At 68.3% G+C, this 18910-nt stretch carries 16 protein-coding genes and 1 pseudogene; 10 read left to right on the top strand and 7 right to left on the bottom strand.

The genetic code is table 11. The features are described 5' to 3' along the window. Positions 1–20 precede the first annotated feature (20 nt). From PWF70_RS12695 to PWF70_RS12685, 3 genes are read right to left on the bottom strand one after another with little or no spacing between them, the layout of a single operon-like run. The gene (locus tag PWF70_RS12695; RefSeq protein WP_006360427.1) at positions 21–1157 is read right to left on the bottom strand and encodes a quinone-dependent dihydroorotate dehydrogenase; all 1137 of its coding nucleotides are present in this window, start codon (positions 1155–1157) and stop codon (positions 21–23) included. Next, on the bottom strand, positions 1151–1474 hold the full coding sequence (locus PWF70_RS12690) for a DUF5703 family protein (RefSeq protein ID WP_035751561.1): 324 nt from the start codon (positions 1472–1474) through the stop codon (positions 1151–1153). Before PWF70_RS12690 ends, PWF70_RS12695 begins: the two co-directional genes overlap by 7 nt. A 2-nt stretch (positions 1475–1476) precedes the next feature. Next, positions 1477–2538 (bottom strand): hypothetical protein, encoded by a 1062-nt coding sequence (locus tag PWF70_RS12685; RefSeq protein ID WP_006360425.1) that lies wholly within the window; start codon positions 2536–2538, stop codon positions 1477–1479. A 157-nt stretch (positions 2539–2695) separates the two neighbouring features. Here PWF70_RS12685 and PWF70_RS12680 point away from each other — a divergent pair, with 157 nt between their 5' ends. The 6 genes from PWF70_RS12680 (at position 2696) to PWF70_RS12655 (ending at position 7697) form a co-directional block, all read left to right on the top strand. After that, on the top strand, positions 2696–3538 hold the full coding sequence (locus tag PWF70_RS12680; RefSeq protein ID WP_006360424.1) for an undecaprenyl-diphosphate phosphatase: 843 nt from the start codon (positions 2696–2698) through the stop codon (positions 3536–3538). 58 nt (positions 3539–3596) lie between these two features. Then, entirely contained in the window at positions 3597–4334 is a 738-nt protein-coding gene (locus PWF70_RS12675) for an MSMEG_4193 family putative phosphomutase (RefSeq protein WP_035751563.1), read from the top strand. A gap of 25 nt (positions 4335–4359) precedes the next feature. After that, positions 4360–5067 carry a DUF3090 domain-containing protein gene (locus PWF70_RS12670; RefSeq protein WP_006360422.1) on the top strand — a complete coding sequence of 236 codons (708 nt, stop codon included), beginning with the start codon at positions 4360–4362 and terminating at the stop codon, positions 5065–5067. 16 nt (positions 5068–5083) lie between these two features. Continuing rightward, positions 5084–5959 carry an SCO1664 family protein gene (locus PWF70_RS12665; RefSeq protein ID WP_006360421.1) on the top strand — a complete coding sequence of 292 codons (876 nt, stop codon included), beginning with the start codon at positions 5084–5086 and terminating at the stop codon, positions 5957–5959. A gap of 88 nt (positions 5960–6047) precedes the next feature. Further along, on the top strand, positions 6048–7298 hold the full coding sequence (mshC, locus tag PWF70_RS12660; protein WP_035751706.1) for a cysteine--1-D-myo-inosityl 2-amino-2-deoxy-alpha-D-glucopyranoside ligase: 1251 nt from the start codon (positions 6048–6050) through the stop codon (positions 7296–7298). 90 nt (positions 7299–7388) lie between these two features. Beyond that, positions 7389–7697 (top strand): hypothetical protein, encoded by a 309-nt coding sequence (locus PWF70_RS12655; protein WP_006360419.1) that lies wholly within the window; start codon positions 7389–7391, stop codon positions 7695–7697. Between the two features lie 13 nt (positions 7698–7710). Here the strand turns inward: PWF70_RS12655 and PWF70_RS12650 are convergent, their stop codons facing one another. Continuing rightward, positions 7711–8760, bottom strand: coding sequence for an alpha/beta hydrolase (locus PWF70_RS12650; protein ID WP_051405857.1), 1050 nt, complete (start codon positions 8758–8760; stop codon positions 7711–7713). Positions 8761–8813: 53 nt separating this feature from the next. Further along, positions 8814–9692 carry a PAC2 family protein gene (locus PWF70_RS12645; RefSeq protein WP_035751570.1) on the bottom strand — a complete coding sequence of 293 codons (879 nt, stop codon included), beginning with the start codon at positions 9690–9692 and terminating at the stop codon, positions 8814–8816. A gap of 51 nt (positions 9693–9743) precedes the next feature. Between PWF70_RS12645 and metH the strand changes: the two genes are divergently transcribed. Beyond that, entirely contained in the window at positions 9744–13334 is a 3591-nt protein-coding gene (gene metH / locus PWF70_RS12640) for a methionine synthase (RefSeq protein WP_006360416.1), read from the top strand. Between the two features lie 24 nt (positions 13335–13358). After that, a complete protein-coding gene (locus tag PWF70_RS12635) occupies positions 13359–14141 on the top strand; it encodes a crotonase/enoyl-CoA hydratase family protein (RefSeq protein WP_006360415.1) in 783 nt (260 codons plus the stop codon). Between the two features lie 85 nt (positions 14142–14226). Here PWF70_RS12635 and PWF70_RS12630 read toward each other — a convergent pair. Both PWF70_RS12630 and PWF70_RS12625 read right to left on the bottom strand, forming a co-directional pair. Further along, positions 14227–15813, bottom strand: a pseudogene (locus PWF70_RS12630) (DUF222 domain-containing protein). A 153-nt stretch (positions 15814–15966) separates the two neighbouring features. Further along, entirely contained in the window at positions 15967–16890 is a 924-nt protein-coding gene (locus PWF70_RS12625; protein WP_035751572.1) for a manganese-dependent inorganic pyrophosphatase, read from the bottom strand. Between the two features lie 100 nt (positions 16891–16990). Here PWF70_RS12625 and PWF70_RS12620 point away from each other — a divergent pair, with 100 nt between their 5' ends. Both PWF70_RS12620 and PWF70_RS12615 read left to right on the top strand, forming a co-directional pair. After that, positions 16991–17437 (top strand): MarR family winged helix-turn-helix transcriptional regulator, encoded by a 447-nt coding sequence (locus tag PWF70_RS12620; protein ID WP_035751574.1) that lies wholly within the window; start codon positions 16991–16993, stop codon positions 17435–17437. Continuing rightward, positions 17434–18909: an MFS transporter gene (locus PWF70_RS12615; RefSeq protein ID WP_035751577.1), complete on the top strand. Its 1476-nt coding sequence runs from the start codon at positions 17434–17436 to the stop codon at positions 18907–18909. The genes PWF70_RS12620 and PWF70_RS12615 overlap by 4 nt, the downstream gene beginning before the upstream one ends. The last annotated feature ends 1 nt before the right edge of the window (position 18910 follow it).

Raw genomic sequence — 18910 nt, 5'->3', positions numbered from 1 at the left:
TTTGTTGTCAGAGCAATTCGCTAGGGCTGCTGGGCGGCGGCGCAACCCACCGCGTCGGAGATCGACGCGAACCCGCCTGCTCGGACCCGCTCGGCGAGACCGGAGTGCAACTCGTACAGCCACAGCGGTCCGCCGTAGATGAACCCGGTGTAGACCTGGAGCAGATCGGCGCCGGCGCAGATACGTTCCCAGGCCTGGTCGACGGTCTCGATGCCGCCGACACTGACAATCGCGATCTTCCCGCCCACGCGGTTGTAGAGCCGCTTGAGGACGGCGAGCGACCGGTCGGCCAACGGGGCACCGGACAGTCCGCCCGCACCGATTTCGCGCACCTCGGCGTCCGGAGTCCGCAGACCTTCGCGGCCGATGGTGGTGTTGGTCGCGACGATGCCGGCCAGTCCGAGCTCGACGGCGAGGTCGGCGACCGCGTCGATGTCGTCGTCGACGAGATCGGGTGCGATCTTCACCAGGACCGGGACGTGGACCTCCGCCTGCACCGCGGCGAGGATCGGCCGCAGCGAGTCGACAGCCTGCAGGTCACGCAGGCCGGGGGTGTTGGGTGAGCTCACGTTGACCACGACGAAGTCGGCGAGCGGCCCGAGGAGGCCCGCGGAGAGCCGGTAGTCGTCGATGGCCTCGTCGAGCGGAACCACCTTGGTCTTGCCGATGTTGGCGCCGATCGGGGCGGACACCGGACCGCGCCGGACCTCTTTGAGATGTTCGGCGGCGACGTGCGCACCGGGGTTGTTGAAGCCCATCCGGTTGATGAGGGCACGGTCGGCGGGGAGCCGGAACAGGCGCGGCCGGGGATTGCCGGGCTGTCCCTGGCCGGTGATAGTGCCGATCTCGGCGAAGCCGAAACCGATTTGCCCCCAGGCGTTCACGGCGTCGGCGGTCTTGTCGAAACCGGCCGCCAGGCCGATGGGCACCGGGAAATCCACACCGAACACACGGCTACGCAGGACCGGATCGTGGTGGGCCAGCAGCTTGGCCACCGGGAAGGAGAGGACGGAGAACCGGCTCACCGCGCGCAGCAGCACGAAGACGATGTGGTGGATGCGTTCCGGCGGCAGCAGGAACATCAGCTTGAGCAGCAGGGGATAGCACCGCCGGTTGAGTGCGATCAGCACCTTGGTGGCGGTTCGTGCGGTCAGCATGCCTGGGCGCTCCGGGGATCGTGGTCGGTGGAACGGTTCTCGTCGAGCGCGCGGGCCCCGCGCGGCGGACGTTTGCGCTTGAGCAGGATCTTGCGTGTGCCGTCGGAGTAGAGGCGGACCCGCGACAGCTCCCAGCCGCCGAACTCGGCCTCGAGCGCGAGACGCATCGACGCGGTCACCCGGGTGACGTCCGGCGGCAGCTTCAGCAGGATGTACTCGACGTCCTCCGAGGTGACCTCCCAGCCGGCGGGGTACTGCGCGCCGACGCGGGCGAAGGTCCGTGAATGCCGCGTATGGGGCCGTCGGTCAGAACCCATGGTCACCGACCGGGCTCGACCGCCGTGACACCGAGAGGGGTGCCGGGCGGCGGGACGACCTGGAGTTTGCCGTCGCGTGCCGAGAGGACATAGACGGTGCCCGCATCGTCGACGGTGATGGTGTCCGGCTGGACCACGGACGCGAACCGCTGCATCTCGGTCGGCTCGCCGTCGGCCAGGTCATACGCAACCACCTCGTTGTTCCCGGTTGTCGACACCCAGAGCAGGTTTCGGGTGTCGTCGTAGTCTACGGCGTACGGGCCATCGGCCACCGGGTAGCGGAATCGCATGACCAGCGGTGACCCGAAGAATCCGAGGATCTCGCCGTCGCGGGTGTTCGCGACCAGGATGCGCCCGAATCGGTCGACCGTCGAGGTCGTGGCGCCGTTGCCCGCACGTAGGGCAGGCCCGGTCTCGCCCGACTCCGGGTCGATCGGGGTCACCGACGACTGTGCACGGTCGAGGACGACGACCTGGCCGTCGAGGCCCTCAGCCGATGCCGGGGCCGCGGTGAGCGAGTCCACACGGACGAACTCGCGCAGGTCGTGCTTCTTCTGGAACTCACCGTTCTCGGACCCGGCGTCGTAGATCAGGACCCGGCCGTCGGCGGTTCCCACGACGATCTCACCGGACGCGGCGCGCACGACCGCGGTCGGTTCGTCGGTGTCGATTCCGGTGGTACGGGCCCGGCCCTCGGCATCAACGACGACCAGCGAACCCGGTCCGACACCGAGGTAGCCGCCGTCGGTGTCCGCGGCGAGCGCGGTCAGGCCCGGCACCTGGATCGGGGTGGGTGGCGCGGTCATCGTGGCGGCGTCGAAGCGGAGCAGTCGGCTGCCGTCCGGCGAGACTACGGCGACCGTGCGACCCGAGGAGGCGAGTGCCCGGGAGCCGGCGGGTGCGGGGACCGTCAGGCCGGCCGGCTCGGAGGTCGCGGGCGCCTCGACCGCGGTCGCCGGAGCGACGGTCGGGACGTCGGGGGTGCCGGATTCGTCGGACCCGCATGCCGTGATCATCGCCACACCCACGGCGAGGGTCGCCGCCGCGGCGACCGGGCGCCGCAACCGTGCGAGACCTCTCGGGGGCTGGTGACGGGGGCGCGGTCGTCGAGACGAGTGCATGGACCCATCTTGCGTGACCGGTCGCGCGCGATGCTCAGGCGGGTCGACGCGTGTCGCCGAGCCGGGTCGGCGGGCGGGTCGCCGCGTAGCATCGGGCGCCGTGACCGACACCATGACCTGGACCCAATCGATCGTCCTCGGGGCGCTGCAGGGTCTCACCGAGTTCCTGCCGATCTCGTCGTCCGGGCATCTCCGTATCGCCTCGGAACTGATGTTCGGCGAGGACGCCGGGGCGTCGTTCACCGCGGTCACCCAGCTCGGCACCGAGGCGGCCGTACTGTTGTTCTTCGCCAAGGACATCGTCCGCATCATCGCGGCCTGGTTCCGTGGCCTGTTCCACGCGGAGGAGCGCAGCCTCGACTACCGCATCGGCTGGTATGTGATCCTCGCGACCATCCCGATCGGCATCATCGGCTTCGTCCTCAAGGACCAGATACGCACCACCGGCCGCAACCTGTGGCTGGTGGCGATCATGCTGATCGTCTTCGCCGGTGTCTTCTGGCTGGCCGAACGCTACGGCAAGAAGCAGCGCCCGCTCGAGAAGCTGACGCTGCGCGACGGTCTGGTGATGGGCGGCGCACAGTGCATGGCCTTGATCCCCGGGGTCTCCCGATCGGGTGCGACCGCCAGCGCGGGTCTGTTCCTCGGCCTCGAACGCGAGGCCGCGTTCCGGTTCTCGTTCCTGCTGGCCATCCCCGCGGTGACGGCCTCCGGCCTGTTCAGCCTCCCGGACGCGTTCAATCCGAGCGGCGAGGGCATGGAGGCCACCGGGCCCCAGTTGCTGGTCGCGACGATCGTCGCGTTCATCGTCGGATATGCCGCCATCGCCTGGTTGCTGAAGTTCGTCAGCAATCACTCGATGAACTGGTTCGGCGCTTACCGCGTGGTCCTCGGTGTCTTCCTGATCATCCTGCTGTCCACCGGCGCCATCTCCGCGACCTGACGTTCGCGGCGGTCCTCGTCGTGTGCGGGTCGCCTGCGCACATGCCTATGGTTGTGGCATGACCGTGATCCTTCTCCGGCACGGCCGTTCGACGGCGAACACCTCGGGTGTGCTCGCCGGTCGTAGCCCCGGAGTCCACCTCGACGACCGGGGCCGTGAACAGGCCGACGACCTCGTGAGCCGCCTCGGCGACCACCTCGCCGAGATCAGGGCGATCGTGCGTTCGCCGCTCGACCGCTGTGCGGAGACCGTCGCACCGCTACTCGCCGCACTCGGCACCAACGGCGACCGCCCGCCGGAGGTCGTCGTCGACGACCTCGCCGAGGTCGACTACGGCGGCTGGACCGGACGTTCGATCTCCGAGCTGCTCTCCGAGCCGCTCTGGAAGGTCGTGCAGCAGCAGCCGTCGGCCGCGGTCTTCCCCGACGGCGAGGGTCTCGCCGACGTCCAGGCGCGGGCGGTGCGCGCCATTCGCGAACTCGACCGCGTCTACGGCGGGCCGGACGGTTCCGGGGTGTGGGTCGCGTGTTCGCACGGCGACGTCATCAAGTCGATCGTCGCCGACGCCATGGGCAGCCATCTCGACGCCTTCCAGCGCATCGTCGTCGAACCGGCGTCGATCAGCGTGATCCGCTACGCCTCGTCGCGTCCGTACGTGCACACCGTCAACAACACCCAGAAGCTCTCGATACCGACCCCGCGTCCGCCCACCGGCGACGACCAGCAGTCCTCCGACGACGCCGTCGTGGGCGGGGACACCGGTGCCACTGCGACGATCCCGGCGACATCGGGATAGTGAACTCAACAATCAAGGAGGTGTGATGTCCCGAGCGATCCACGTGTTCCGCAGCCCGGACCGGTTCGTCGCCGGCACGATCGGGCAACCCGGTGACCGCACGTTCTACCTCCAGGCCGTCCACGAGACCCGCATCATCAGCGTGATGCTCGAGAAGCAGCAGGTCCAGATCCTCGCGGACCGGATCGGTGCGCTGCTCGACGAGATCCATCGCCGGTTCGGGACGCCGATCCCGCCGGCGACCGATCGGGTCGGCGACCTGAGCCCGCTCGTCATGCCCGTCGACGCCGAGTTCCGGGTCGGCACCATGGGATTGGGCTGGGACGCCGAGTCCGAGGCCGTCGTCGTGGAACTCCTCGCCATCACCGAGGGGGAGTTCGACGAGAGCGTCGTACTCGACGACACCGACGAGGGACCCGACGCGGTGCGTGTGTTCCTGACCACCACGGCCGCACGGGAATTCGCCGCCCGGTCGTCGAAGGTGATCTCGGCCGGCCGCCAGCCGTGCCCGCTGTGCAGCGAACCGCTCGACCCCGAAGGCCACCTGTGCGTTCGCACCAACGGCTACAAGCGTGATGCGCAGCTGAGCAAGTCGATCGACTTCATCGACCCCGAGGTGTTCAACAGCCTTGCGGCGCAAACCGATCCGAGCTTCCTCGTCGACGAGGACGACGACGACCCGGAGGATCCTGACGACGAGGATCCGGGCACGTCCGGACCCTCGCAGGCGTGAGACAGGGGCACGGTCGTTGACGACGGAGGCCGCGAGTCCGCAACCCGAGCCCTCGGACCCGGTGCCGACCGAGGTGTCATCGCTCGACATCCTCCGCGACGGTGAGCTGACCATCCTCGGCCGGATTCCGTCGGCGAGCAACGCCACCCTGGTGTGCGACGCCGTGCTCGACGAACAGTCGGTCCGCTGCGTGTACAAGCCGATCCGCGGCGAGGTCCCGCTCTGGGACTTCCCGGACGGCACGTTGGCCGGCCGCGAGGTCGCGTCGTACCTGATCTCGGAGGCCCTCGGCTGGGGTGCCATCCCGACGACCATCCACCGGGACGGGCCGGTCGGTCCGGGGATGGTCCAGCGCTGGGTCGAGACGCCGGACAACACCGAACACCCGCCCGTCGAGAACCAGCCGCGGATCGACCTGGTGGACCTGTGCCCGGTCGACACGGTGCCGACCGGCTTCTTCGCCGTCCTGCAGGCCTACGACCCGTACGGCGAACCCGTCGTGCTCGTCCACGCCGACGACCCGAGACTCCAGCGCCTGGCGGTGCTCGACGTCGTCCTGAACAACGCCGACCGGAAGGGCGGCCACGTCCTCGAGGGTCTCGACGGCGGTGTCTACGGCATCGACCACGGCATCTGCCTGCACTCCGAAGACAAGCTCCGGACCGTCCTGTGGGGTTGGGCGGGGGAGAAGGTGCCCGGACACCTGGTCGCCGACGTTGCCGAACTGGCGGAGAAGCTGGAGACCGACGGGTGCACGCTGCGCGACGAGCTGCAGCGTCACATCACCGCCGACGAGGTCGACGCACTCACGGTCCGGGCGGTCGTCATCGCCGAGAGCGAGACCATGCCACTCCCGCCGGGGCACCGGCCGATCCCGTGGCCACCGTTCTGACGTCATACTGTGATCCGCGTCGCCGGCCCACGCAGGCTGGGACCGGGCCGTGAACACCTCGCGGTCCGTGGGCAATACAGTGGACGGCATGCAGTCGTGGCCCGATGTGGAACTTCCGGAGGTACCCGGCGAGGGGCCTGCCCTTCGTCTCTATGACACCGCCGACCGTGCGGTGCGTCCGGTGACCCCCGGACGGACCGCCACCATGTATGTCTGCGGGATCACCCCGTACGACGCCACCCACCTCGGCCATGCCGCCACGTATCTGACCTTCGATCAGGTGAACCGCGTCCTGCGGGACCAGGGACACGACGTGCACTACGTGCAGAACGTCACCGACGTCGACGACCCGCTGTTCGAGCGCGCCGACCGCGACGGAGTCGACTGGCGCGACCTCGGCGCGCGGGAGACCCAGCTCTTCCGCGATGACATGACCGCCCTACGCGTGCTGCCGCCGCGCGACTACATCGGTGCCGTCGAGTCGATCGGCGAGGTCATCGAGGTCGTCGAGAAGCTGCTCGCCTCGGGTGCCGCCTACACCGTCGACGATGCGGAGTACCCCGACGTCTACTTCCGGACCGACGCCACCGAGCAGTTCGGCTACGAGTCCGGCTACGACCGGGAGACCATGGCGCGGTTCTTCGCCGAGCGCGGCGGCGACCCCGACCGTGCCGGCAAGCGTGACCCGCTCGACGCCCTTCTGTGGCGTGCGAAGCGGGAGGGCGAGCCTTCGTGGGACTCGCCGTTCGGTCCGGGACGTCCGGGCTGGCACATCGAATGCTCGGCGATCGCACTGAACCGGCTCGGTATCGAGTTCGACATCCAGGGCGGCGGCAACGATCTGATCTTCCCGCACCACGAGTTCTCGGCCGCCCACGGTGAGGCGCTCACCGATTCGCGACGCTTCGCCCGCCACTACGTGCACACCGGCATGGTCGGCCTCGACGGCGAGAAGATGTCGAAGAGCCGCGGCAACCTGGTGTTCGTGTCGGTTCTGCGACGCGAGGGCGTCGACCCGGCCGCGATCCGTCTGGCGCTGCTCGCCGACCACTACCGCGGCGACCGCATGTGGACCCAGTCGGTGCTCGACACCGCCGTCGAACGTCTCGACCGGTGGCGTACCGCGTTCGCCGCACCCACCGGACCCGACGCGGCAGATGTGATCGCGCGTGTCCGCCAGCATCTCGCCGACGATCTCGACACCCCGAAAGCGCTTGCCGCAGTGGACGCCTGGTGCGCCGATGTGCGCAGCGGCATCGGCTCGTCGGCGGCGGCGCCCGCGACACTCGCGGCCGCGGTCGACGCGCTGCTCGGCATCCCGGCGACCCGTCAGGACTGATCCGGTCGCCGGCGTTCTCCGGATGCCGGCAAACGTCGGGCGGGTTGTACGGGGCGAACAGTGAGTGGCCGCTCTGGGTACAGTGCTCTCGTGGCGCGCGTGCAAGAGATCAGACCAGACACCGACTCCGGGGTGTTCACCGTGGTCACCCGGACATCCACCTACCTCCTCGACTTCGGGGAGATGACGCTGTTGCGTGCTCCCGGTGTCGGCGGCACGGACAGCGAGGACTGGACCGTCAGTCGGCTGCGCCGTGATTCGGAGGACATCCCGCTGCTCGGGGTGAAGTCCTGCCGGCTCGGCGAATCGGCTCAGTTCTGGGTGCGGGCCGCTGACGATCCCGACGTCCGGACGTGGCGGATCACCACGCCGGTCGTCTCCATCGAGAAGATCGGCTGACCCGGGCCGTCGCTCACCTGATCCGTCCGCTCAGGGCGTTGATCGAGTCGACGAACAGCGCCGGACGCTGCCGATGGATGTCGTGCCCGGCCGGGATCCGGTCGACGAGTAGGCAGTCCGGCATCAGGACATGGGCACGACGTGCGTCGTCGTGTGTCATCGCCCCGAGCAGAACGCCGTCCTGCTCGTGCACGGTCGCGTGCAGCAGCGTCGCGGGTGCGCGGACCCTCGTGAGGGTCTCGGTCTGGTCGAAGCCGTCGAACCACGTGTTGTCGTAGAACATCTCGCCGTAGCGGAGGTCGTAGTCGCCGGTGCCGTCCTGCAGGCAGGCGGTCAGGGCGAGGGCCCGGTTCATCGTCGGCGGCAGCCACCAGAGACGCGGGATTCGGTGCGGATCGCGGTCGAGCCGGCGCTCCACCGGGTCGCGGACCAGACGCGTCCAGCCCTTGTCGCCGAACAGCGTTCGTAGGTGACTGTGGCGCACCCAGTGGCGCGTCCAGGTCATCGACGCGTCGTGGCGGGTGGCCAGGAACTCGTGCATGGGCCGGAAGCCGTCGAGCCATGCGAAGGTGCCCGGTGCGCGGTCGGGTTCGGTGGCGAAGAACGGTGCGTCCTCGATGAGGACGGCGCGGACCAGGTCGGGGGAGTCGGCTGCCAGGCGTGCGGCGAGGAGCCCGCCCGACGAGTGCCCGGCCACCACCGCGGGCGTTCCGACGACCGACTCGATGAACCAGGTGAGTGCCGTGGTCTGCCGTAGAGCCGGATAGTGCGCCGGATCCTTGGTGGACCCACCGTGCCCGAAGCAGTCCACCGCGAAGACGTGCCAGTTGTCCGACAGCGCGCCGAGCACGGACGCGTAGTCGGTCCAGGAGACCTGCTGTCCGGGGATGAGGAGGAGCGGCGCGCCGCCCGGTGGGCCCTCGCCGTAGCCGATCACCGCGCCGTCGGGCATGGTGACCGACCGTGAGGTCACCCCGCTCGAGGCGAGGAGGGACGACTCCCGGCGATCATAGGTGAGGTTGCGGGTCACAAACGTGGCGGCGCAGGCCGACACGACGGACATGCACACCGCACCCACGGCAGCGGCGCGGCTCGCCGCTGCCTTTCGGGGAGCCGTCACGCGCTGAACGGCCCCTGGCCGCGACGCTTCAGATATCGCTCGAACTCGGCGGCCAGGGCGTCGCCGTCGATCTTCGCCATCACCTCGTCCGGATCCATCTCGGCGTCGCCGCGTTCCTCGAGCCCGCGGACGTAGTCGGCGATCTCCTCGTCGTCCTCGGTCATCTCGGTGACCGCGCGTTCCCACTCCTCGGCCTGCTCGGGCAGGGTGCCGAGCGGGACCTCGATGTCGAGGACCTCCTCGACGCGTGTCAGCAGCGCGACGGTGGCCTTCGGGTTGGGCGGGGTCGACACGTAGTGCGGCACCGCGGCCCAGAAGGACACGGCGGGCAGGCCTGCCTGCACGAAGAGGTCCTGCAGCACGCCGGTGATGCCCGTAGGGCCCTCGTAGCGGCTCTCCGCGAGGTTGTACCGGGCCGCCGACTCACTGCTGTAGGCCGTCCCGGTGACCGGCACCGGGCGGGTGTGCGGGGTGTCGGCGAGCAGTGCGCCCAGCATGACGGTGGTCTCGACCTCGAGCTCCTGGGCCAGATCGACGATCTCGGCGCAGAACGCGCGCCACCGCATGTTCGGTTCGATGCCGCGGACCAGCACGATGTCGCGGTCGGCGCCGCGCGGACTGCAGTACGAGATCGACGTCGTCGGCCATTCGATACGCCTGGTCACGCCGTCCACCTGCTTGACCGTGGGACGGTTGACCTGGAAGTCGTAGTATTCATCAGAGTCGATGTCGGCGAGCGGACGAGCGTCCCACTCGAGGGCGAGGTGCTCGACGGCGCTGCTGGCGGCGTCCCCGGCGTCGTTCCATCCCTCGAAGGCCGCGAGCAGAATGGGTCTGCGCAGCTGGGGGAGGTTCGACATCTGCTCAGCGTTCACCGAACCAGCCTACGACCGAACACGCAGAGAGGGCGAACTACGCTGTCAACCATGTCCTTCGAAAACTCCGGCCATCGACCGAGCGACTTCGACACGACGTTCCTGTCGTCGATGTCGCGGCGCGTGCTGATCGGAGACGGGGCGATGGGCACGATGCTCCAGGCCGCGGACCTCACCCTCGACGATTTCCACAACCTCGAGGGCTGCAACGAGATCCTCAACGACACCCGGCCCGACGTCCTCGAAGGCATCCATCGCGCCTACTTCGAGGCCGGGGCCGACGCCGTGGAGACCAACACCTTCGGCTGCAACCTGTCGAACCTCGGCGACTACGACATCGCCGACCGCATCCGCGAGCTGGCCTACAAGGGCACGGCGATCGCACGCGGCGTCGCCGACGAGATGGGTCCGTCCGCCGACGGCACCGGCCGTTACGTCCTCGGCTCGATGGGTCCCGGCACCAAATTGCCGAGCCTCGGCCACACGACGTTCGCCACGATCCGCGACGCCTACCAGGAATGCGTCATCGGCATGCTCGAGGGTGGCGCCGACGCGGTGCTCATCGAGACCTCGCAGGACCTGCTGCAGGTGAAGGCCGCGGTGATCGCGGCGCAGCGCGCCATGGATCGGGTGGGTCGCCGGATCCCGATCATCAGCCACGTCACGGTCGAGACGACCGGCACGATGCTGCTGGGTTCGGAGATCGGTGCCGCGCTGGCGGCGATCGAGCCGCTGGGCGTCGACCTCATCGGTTTGAACTGCGCCACCGGTCCGGCGGAGATGAGCGAGCACCTGCGCTACCTGTCGAAGCATGCGCGCATCCCGGTGTCGGTCATGCCGAACGCCGGCCTGCCCGTCCTCGGGGCGAACGGTGCCGAGTACCCGCTGACGCCGGAGGAACTGGCCGAGTCGATGGCCCAGTTCGTCGGCGAGTTCGGACTGTCCTTCGTCGGCGGCTGCTGCGGCACCACACCGGAGCACATCCGTCAGGTCGCCGAGGCGGTCGCGCAGGTCACCCCCGCGACGCGTACGCCCGAGCACGAGTCGGAGACGTCGTCGCTCTACACCGCGGTTCCCTTCGATCAGGACGCGAGCTTCCTGGTCATCGGTGAGCGCACGAACACCAACGGCTCCAAGGCATTTCGTGAGGCCATGATCGCCGAGGACTACCAGAGGTGCCTCGACATCGCCAAGGACCAGACGCGCGACGGCGCGCACATGCTCGACCTCAACGTCGACTACGTCGGTCGTGACGGCGCGGCGGACATGACCGCTCTCGCGAGCCGCTTCGCGACGTCGTCGACGCTGCCGATCATGCTCGACTCGACCGAGCCGGAGGTGATCCGCGCGGGTCTCGAGGCGCTCGGCGGTCGTTGCGCGGTCAACTCGGTGAACTACGAGGACGGTGACGGTCCGGATTCGCGGTTCAACAAGATCATGCAACTCGTGGTGGAACACGGTGCGGCTGTCGTCGCCCTGACCATCGACGAGGAGGGGCAGGCGCGGACCGCGGACTGGAAGGTCAGCGTCGCCGAGCGCCTCATCGCCGACATCACCGGCAACTGGGGTCTCGCCGAGGAAGACATCATCATCGACGCCCTCACCTTCCCGATCTCCACGGGTCAGGAGGAGGTCCGGCGCGACGGCATCGAGACGATCGAGGCCATCCGCCGGCTGCACGAGACGCATCCCGACGTGCACTTCACGCTGGGCATCTCCAATATCTCGTTCGGCCTGAACCCGGCTGCTCGGCAGGTGCTGAACTCGGTGTTCCTGCACGAGTGCGTGCAGGCCGGCCTCGACACCGCGATCGTGCACGCGTCGAAGATCCTGCCGATGGCGCGCATCCCGGAGGAGCACCGTCAGGTCGCGCTGGATCTGGTCTACGACCGCCGGCGCGAGGGTTACGACCCGCTGCAGAAGCTGATGGAGCTGTTCGAGGGTGTCTCGGCGGCGTCGGCTCGCGAGTCGCGCGCCCAGGAACTGGCCAAGCTGCCACTGTTCGAGCGGCTGGAACGACGCATCGTCGACGGTGAGCGCAACGGCCTGACCGACGATCTCGACGAGGCGATGACCCAGGTCCCGCCGCTGTCGATCATCAACGACACCCTGCTGTCGGGGATGAAGACCGTCGGCGAACTCTTCGGCTCGGGTCAGATGCAGCTGCCGTTCGTGCTGCAGTCCGCCGAGGTCATGAAAGCGGCTGTGGCGCACCTCGAACCGCACATGGAGGCGACCGGTGAGGACGGCAAGGGCCGTATCGTGCTGGCGACCGTCAAGGGCGACGTGCACGACATCGGCAAGAACCTCGTCGACATCATCCTGTCCAACAACGGGTATGAGGTTGTCAACATCGGCATCAAGCAGCCGATCGCGACCATCCTCGACGTCGCCGCCGACAAGAGGGTCGACGTCATCGGCATGTCGGGTCTGCTGGTGAAGTCGACCGTCGTCATGAAGGAGAACCTCGAAGAGATCAACACGCGGGGCCTCGCCGACGAGTACCCGGTCCTGCTCGGTGGTGCGGCGCTGACGCGCTCCTATGTCGAGAACGATCTGTCGGACGTCTACGAGGGCGACGTGCACTATGCGCGTGACGCTTTCGAGGGCCTGCGACTGATGGACGACATCATGGCGCGCAAGCGCGGTGGCGGCCCCGACCCCGACAGCGACGAGGCCAAGGCCGAGGCGGCCAAGACCGCCGAGCGCAAGGCACGCCATGAGCGGTCCAAGCGCATCGCCGCGAAGCGCAAGGCCGCCGAGGAACCCGTCGAGGTGCCGTCGCGTTCGGACGTGGCCGCCGACAACGAGATCCCGACCCCGCCCTTCTGGGGTTCGCGCATCGTCAAGGGCGTGCCGATCGCCGACTATCTGCAGCTGCTCGACGAGCGTGCGCTGTTCCTCGGCCAGTGGGGTCTGCGTGGCGCCCGCGGCGGTGACGGCCCCTCGTACGAGGAGCTCGTCGAGTCCGAGGGCCGGCCGCGTCTGCGCTACTGGATCGATCGGCTCGCGACCGAGAACATCCTGCAGCACGCCGCGGTCGTCTACGGCTACTACCCGGCGGTCAGCGAGGGTGACACCGTTCACGTGCTGACCGAGCCGGATCCCGATGCGCCGGTGCGGTTCAGCTTCTCGTTCCCGCGCCAGCAGCGGTCGAGGTTCCTGTGCATCGCCGACTTCATCCAGTCACGCGAGGCCGCGAAGGCCGCCGGCCGGGTCGATGTCATGCCGTTCCAGCTCGTCACGATGGGGCAGCCGATCGCCGACTTCGCGAACAAGCTGTTCGCCGAGGACGCGTACCGCGACTACCTCGAGGTGCACGGCATCGGTGTGCAGTTGACCGAGGCGCTCGCCGAGTACTGGCATCAGCGCGTGCGCAGCGAGCTGAAGTTCGGTGACCGGTCGATGGACAGCGAGGATCCCGAGCACGCACAGGGCTTCTTCGACCTCGAATATCGTGGTGCGCGTTTCTCGTTCGGTTACGGCGCCTGCCCGGATCTCGAGGACCGCGCGAAGATGATCGAGCTCCTCGAGCCGGAGCGGATCGGTGTCCAGTTGTCGGAGGAACTGCAGCTTCATCCGGAGCAGTCCACGGATGCGTTCGTGCTGCACCATCCGGAAGCCAAGTACTTCAACACCTGAGTCTTCACCACGATCGGAGGGGCGATGGGCGGGTCGGGAGTGATCGAACGGCCGCAGGGACCGGTCCGGATCATCGGGATCGACCGTCCCGACCGCCGCAACGCCGTGGATCGGGCGACCGCCGATGCCCTGGCCGACGCGTTTCGTCGGTTCGACGCCGACGAAACCGCCTCGGTGGCCGTGCTCTACGGCGAGGGCGGGACGTTCTGCGCCGGAGCCGATCTCAAGGCCATCGCCGACGGAACCCCCAACCGGGTGGAGTTCGACGGTGACGGCCCGATGGGCCCGACCCGGATGCGGTTGTCCAAACCGGTGATCGCGGCGATCTCCGGTCACGCGGTCGCCGGTGGCCTCGAACTCGCGCTGTGGGCCGACATGCGCGTCGTCGAGGAGGATGCTGTCTTCGGCGTCTTCTGCCGGCGCTGGGGCGTTCCGCTGATCGACGGTGGGACGGTGCGGCTTCCTCGGTTGATCGGGGAGAGCCGCGCGATCGACCTGATCCTCACCGGGCGCGCGGTGGCCGCGGACGAGGCGCTGCAGATCGGACTCGCGAATCGGGTCGTACCGTGCGGGACATCCCTCGACGCCGCCGTCGAGCTCGCGACCCAGATCGCACAGTTCCCGCAGACGTGCCTTCGCCAGGATCGTCTGTCTGTCCTCGAGCAGCCGGGCATGGACACCGACGCCGCCATGGTCAACGAGCTGCGCCATGGGATGGTGTCACTTGCCTCCGACACCGTCGCAGGAGCCGCGCGATTCGCCGACGGCGCGGGCCGTCATGGTCAGGGCATCACCTCTGCTCCCTGATCCGAAAGAACGCGACATAGCCCTCGCTGCCTGAGGTGCGAGGAGCGCAAGCGACGAGCCACGAAGGCTCACAGACCATTCGGCGTCACCCGCGCGGGTACGCCGCGGCGAGGAGTATCGAGGCAAGTGTGGCTTCGGCGTCGGAGGCGTTGCGGAGGTCGATGATCTGGCGCATCTCGAAGCGCGGTTGATCGCCGGACTCGGGTTTGGGTCAGTGGATATCGGTGCGCACCTGTTTCAGTTGTTCAGCGAATCGGCGGGGTATGTCGGGTCGCCGGTTGATGCGTTCGGGGTTGGGTGGTGCGCCGGGTTCGGCGTTGAGCCGCCAGGCGCAGCGGCCTTCGTCGGGTCCGTCCCGAACCATGCGGGTGGTGTACTGGCCGGGCTGGTCGCCGACCAGGCGGTTGTGTTTGGGACAGGCGGGGGCGAGGTCGGTGATGTCGGTGAGTCCGCCAAGGCCCCAATCCAGTTGGGCGTGGTGTATTTCCACGTGTGCGGCGGCTATGCCGCAGTCGGGGGTGGAGCAGCTTTCGCCGTCGGGTCTGGCGAAGGACACCAGGCGTTGTTCGCGGGTGGCCAACCTTTTGCCGCGGCCGAAGTAGAGCGGGACGGCGGTGGCGTCTTTGAATACCGCCAGCCAGGGTTGGGTGTCAGCGGCGAGTTTGATGAGGTCGGTGATGGGGATGAGGGTGCCGGTGGCGGTGGTGGCGAAACCGGCTTCGCGGACCAGGTCGTCGAGGTCGGCCTTGATGATCAATTGCGTGGGTAGTCCGCGGTGGCTCTTGCCCAGCAGGCCGTCGTCGAGGACAGCTTTGAGGAGGGCGTTGAAGGCGTCGTGATTGAGTTGGGCGGGGGTGCGGGTATCGCGTTCGGCAGCCGCCTCGACTGCTTCCGGATCGGCATCCTCGACTGAGCCACAGGGTGATTCGGGGTCATCCGGATTGTTCATGCCGGGTTTGGCCCACACGGCAAGCAACATGGTGACGCGCGCAAGCAGTTCGGGTGTGAGGTTGGCGGTCATTTTCGCGGTGCCGTCGGCGCGCTGGCGGTTCACGTACAGCTGGCGGCGGCGTTTGCGGTCGGTGTCGTCGGCGAGTGTGCCGTCGGGGTCCACGAGTGCCAGCAAGCGCGCCCCGAGGGCGGCGATGTCGGCGGGGGTGTGGTCGACGGCGATCTCGGCCATCTGTCGTTCGGCGGCGACTTTCACGTCGTGGTCGACGGCGTGGGGGATCTGGTCGAGGACGTCGAGCACGGCGTGCACGTGGGCAGATCCGACACGTCCGTCGGCGAAGGCTTCGGCCAGGGTGGGGTGCTGGGGTGGGAGTGGTTCGCCGGTGAGGCTGGGAAAGGTTGCGGTCGCTGACATCTGGTCGCGGCGCCGCATGGGGTGGGCGACGCGTAGGCGGTGGGTCATGAACTGGATGACGCTGCGGTGGCCGGTTTTGCGGGGCAGGTCGCGTTCGGTGGCTTCGACGATCTGTCGGTCACCGGCGAAACCCAGTCGAGCGATGGCTCGTTCGGTCTCGGCCGCGACATCGACGAGTGCGGCATCTGAGCACTGCGTGAGATCGACGGCCTGCAGTTCGGTCGTGATCCGGTGGAGTTCACCCACCAGTTCCTCGGCACGCGAGATGGGCTCGTCGGCGACGTCCACCTGCGAGGTATCCCTCATGGCGGCCACCCCCGACACCTGGTGCGAAATGTATGTTCGACAATACCCGCGATTGTGTTGTCGTGCAACGAATATCGTCGGTTCTTCCGGTCGCCAAGACTGTCGGTGCGGTGTGGTAACGCGGCTACCGTCCGACCTGTCAATCGGGCGAACTCAGCTCGTCAGCTCCTCGGTCAACTGCGGCACGATCTGCTTCTTCCGCGAGACGATGCCCTTGCCGAAGGCGTGCCCGTCGGCAACCGTGATCCCGAGCGCACGCTCGACGGCGTCGACGGGTTCACCGACCACGAGAAGGTCTGAGTCGCAGGCGATCACATCGGTGATCAGCAGCAGGAACAGATTGTGGCCCGCGGTCTCCCTCTCGGCGGCCATGGCCTCGAAGAACTCGTCGCGGCGGGCGAGGACGGCGTCGGAGTCGACGGTGGTCAGCTGGGCCACGCGCACGCTGGCCGATCCCATCGAGAAGGTCTTGGCGTCGAGTCCGATGATCGACGACGCCGGTTGGTCACCGAGGTCCGTTCCGGCGCGGAGTAATCGGTTCCCGTAGTCCACGAGGTCGACGCCGGCGATCGTCGCGAGCTCCTCGGCGGCGATGCGATCGGAGTCGGTGGTCGTGGGGGAGTTCAGCAGGAGGGTGTCGGAGATGATCGCCGACAACATGATCCCGGCGGTGTCGGCGGGGATCTCGACCTCGCTCTCCGCGTACATGCGGGTGAGGATCGAACACGTACATCCGACCGGCTCGACTCGCATGTACAGCGGCGCGGCGGTCTCGAAGTTGGCGATGCGGTGATGGTCGATCACCTTGCGGACGGTGACGTCGGCGATGTCGGCGACGCTCTGCTGGCGTTCGTTGTGGTCGACGAGCATCACGTCGTGGGGGCTCGCGTGCTCGATGACGCGCGGCGCCGCGAGGCCGAAGTGGTCGAGCGCAAAGGCCGTCTCCGGGCCGGGTGAGCCGAGGGCGACGGCTTCCGCGTCAACTCCGAGTGCCTGTTCGAGCCGTGCCAGGCCGATCGCGGACCCGATCGCGTCGGTGTCGGGATTGCGGTGTCCGATGACGAGGATCTTCGACATGCGACTCAGCTTTCGCTCGACGTTGCTGCATCCCAGCGTACGGCGGAGCTCCGACGTTCGATGATTGCCGCAGAGATAGTTGTAAAACTACAATCGTTTTATGTCGACAACGGACGCCCACGTGCGCTCGCAGACCACCACCGAGGTGTGGTTCGCGATGAACAGCCTCGTGCGGGATCAAGAGAAGCAGTCGCGTGCCCGCATCAGCGAGGTCATCGACATCCCGTTCAGCCGGTTCCGCGCGCTCCGCCGTGTCGCCGTGCGGCCGATGACGCAGCGAGACCTCGCGGAGCGAATGGGTGTGGATGCATCGGCCATGAGCGGCATCGTCAATGATCTCGTCGCCCGCGGGCTCGTGACCCGGGAGGCCGACGCCGACGACGGCCGGTGTAAGCGCGTCACGATCACCGACGCCGGCCGCCGGGTGATGGACGAGGTGACCGCGAACCCCGCGACTGCGCCCGAGATGTTCGCCGCGCTCGACGAGGCGCAGCTCCAGCAGCTCGCGGAATTGCTCGATCTCCTCCGCGCGGCGGCCGAGTCGTGAACGCCGCACGCGCTGCGTTGCGCGCTCGATCGGCCGACGGCACCCTGACGCGGCGCGACCGGCTCGTCATCCTCGCCACCTGTTGCCTGAGCCTGTTCATCGTCGGCCTCGACGTGTCGGCGGTGAATGTCGCGTTGCCGTCGATCAGTTCGGACCTCGGCGCGACGCCGGCGCAGCTGCAGTGGGTCCTCGACGCGTATGCGCTGGTGATCGCGAGCCTGCTGATCTTCGGCGGATCGCTCGGAGATCGCCTGGGCCGCAAGCGGATCTTCCAGGTCGGCCTGGTGACCTTCGGCGTCGCCTCGGTGTTGTGTTCGCTGGCACCGACACCGGAGGTCCTCATCGGGGCACGCATGTTGCAGGCCGTCGGCGGCGCGATGCTCAACCCGGTCGCGCTGTCGATCGTCACCAACGTCTTCGTCGATCCTCGCGAGCGTGCGCAGGCGATCGGACTGTGGGGCACCGCGTTCGGCATGAGCCTGGCATTCGGGCCGGTCGTCGGTGGGGCCCTCGTCTCCGGGATCGGGTGGGAGGCGATCTTCTGGCTCAACGTTCCGGTCTGCCTGCTCGCCCTCGGACTGACGATGCGATTCGTCCCGGAGTCGAGGGCCGAGCACGCTCGCCGCGCGGACCCGGTCGGACAGGTGTTGATCCTGACCCTCCTCGCCACCCTCACCTTCGCCATCATCGAGGGACGCCCCCAGGGGTGGACGTCACCGGGAGTGCTCACGTGTTTCGCCGTGTCGGCCGGCGCGTTCGTCGCGATGATCGCGTACGAGAGTCGCCGCGAGGAGCCGCTTCTCGACCCGCGATTCTTCCGGAGCGCGCCGTTCTCGAGCTCGGTCGCATGCGCGGTCATCGCCTTCGCCGCCACCGGGGGCTTCCTGTTCCTCAACACCTTGTACCTGCAGGAGGTTCGTGAGATGTCGCCGCTGCACGCGGGACTCATGACCTTGCCGATGGCGGCGGCGTCGGTGGTCTGCGCGCCCATCGCCGGTCGGCTCGTGGGCGATCGGGGAGCCCGGACACCGATGGTGATCGGAGGAGTCGGGATGGTGGCGGGCGCCCTGATGCTCACCGGCCTCGGCAACGACACCTCCCTCGTCTACGTCGGCGGCGCATATCTGGTCTTCGGGCTCGGCTTCGGGTTCCTCAACGCACCGATCACCAACGGGGCGGTCTCGGGGATGCCCCGAACGCAGGCGGGTCTGGCGTCGGCGATGGCCTCGACCGGCCGCCAGGTCGGCACCGCGCTCGGTGTCGCGGTGTTCGGCGCGGTGGCGTTCGCCGGAATCGAGGGGTCGGTCGCCGACGGGCTCGCCGCCGCCGCCCGCCCGGTGTGGCTGATCATGGCGCTGTGTGGCGCTACGGTCCTCGTTCTCGCCTTCGTCTCGACGGGGGCGTGGGCCCGTGGAACGGCTGCCCGCACACGCGAGCGGATCGAGTCCACGTCGGGGACCTGGGTGCCCTGAC

The sequence above is a fragment of the Gordonia sp. Swx-4 genome (assembly GCF_030316175.1).
In the GTDB taxonomy this organism is placed as follows: domain Bacteria; phylum Actinomycetota; class Actinomycetes; order Mycobacteriales; family Mycobacteriaceae; genus Gordonia; species Gordonia alkanivorans.
The sequence above is the reverse complement of the archived record's forward strand: the minus strand, read 5'-3'. Positions and strand labels throughout refer to the sequence as shown.

Excerpts from the sequence above, each read along its gene's own strand:
- mshC (WP_035751706.1), top strand. The coding sequence starts at position 6,048 with ATGCAGTCGTGGCCCGATGTGGAACTTCCGGAGGTACCCGGCGAGGGG.
- PWF70_RS12670 (WP_006360422.1), top strand. The coding sequence starts at position 4,360 with ATGTCCCGAGCGATCCACGTGTTCCGCAGCCCGGACCGGTTCGTCGCC.
- PWF70_RS12695 (WP_006360427.1), bottom strand. The coding sequence starts at position 1,157 with ATGCTGACCGCACGAACCGCCACCAAGGTGCTGATCGCACTCAACCGG.
- PWF70_RS12635 (WP_006360415.1), top strand. The coding sequence starts at position 13,359 with ATGGGCGGGTCGGGAGTGATCGAACGGCCGCAGGGACCGGTCCGGATC.
- PWF70_RS12675 (WP_035751563.1), top strand. The coding sequence starts at position 3,597 with ATGACCGTGATCCTTCTCCGGCACGGCCGTTCGACGGCGAACACCTCG.
- PWF70_RS12690 (WP_035751561.1), bottom strand. The coding sequence starts at position 1,474 with ATGGGTTCTGACCGACGGCCCCATACGCGGCATTCACGGACCTTCGCC.
- PWF70_RS12625 (WP_035751572.1), bottom strand. The coding sequence starts at position 16,890 with ATGTCGAAGATCCTCGTCATCGGACACCGCAATCCCGACACCGACGCG.
- metH (WP_006360416.1), top strand. The coding sequence starts at position 9,744 with ATGTCCTTCGAAAACTCCGGCCATCGACCGAGCGACTTCGACACGACG.
- PWF70_RS12650 (WP_051405857.1), bottom strand. The coding sequence starts at position 8,760 with ATGTCCGTCGTGTCGGCCTGCGCCGCCACGTTTGTGACCCGCAACCTC.
- PWF70_RS12620 (WP_035751574.1), top strand. The coding sequence starts at position 16,991 with ATGTCGACAACGGACGCCCACGTGCGCTCGCAGACCACCACCGAGGTG.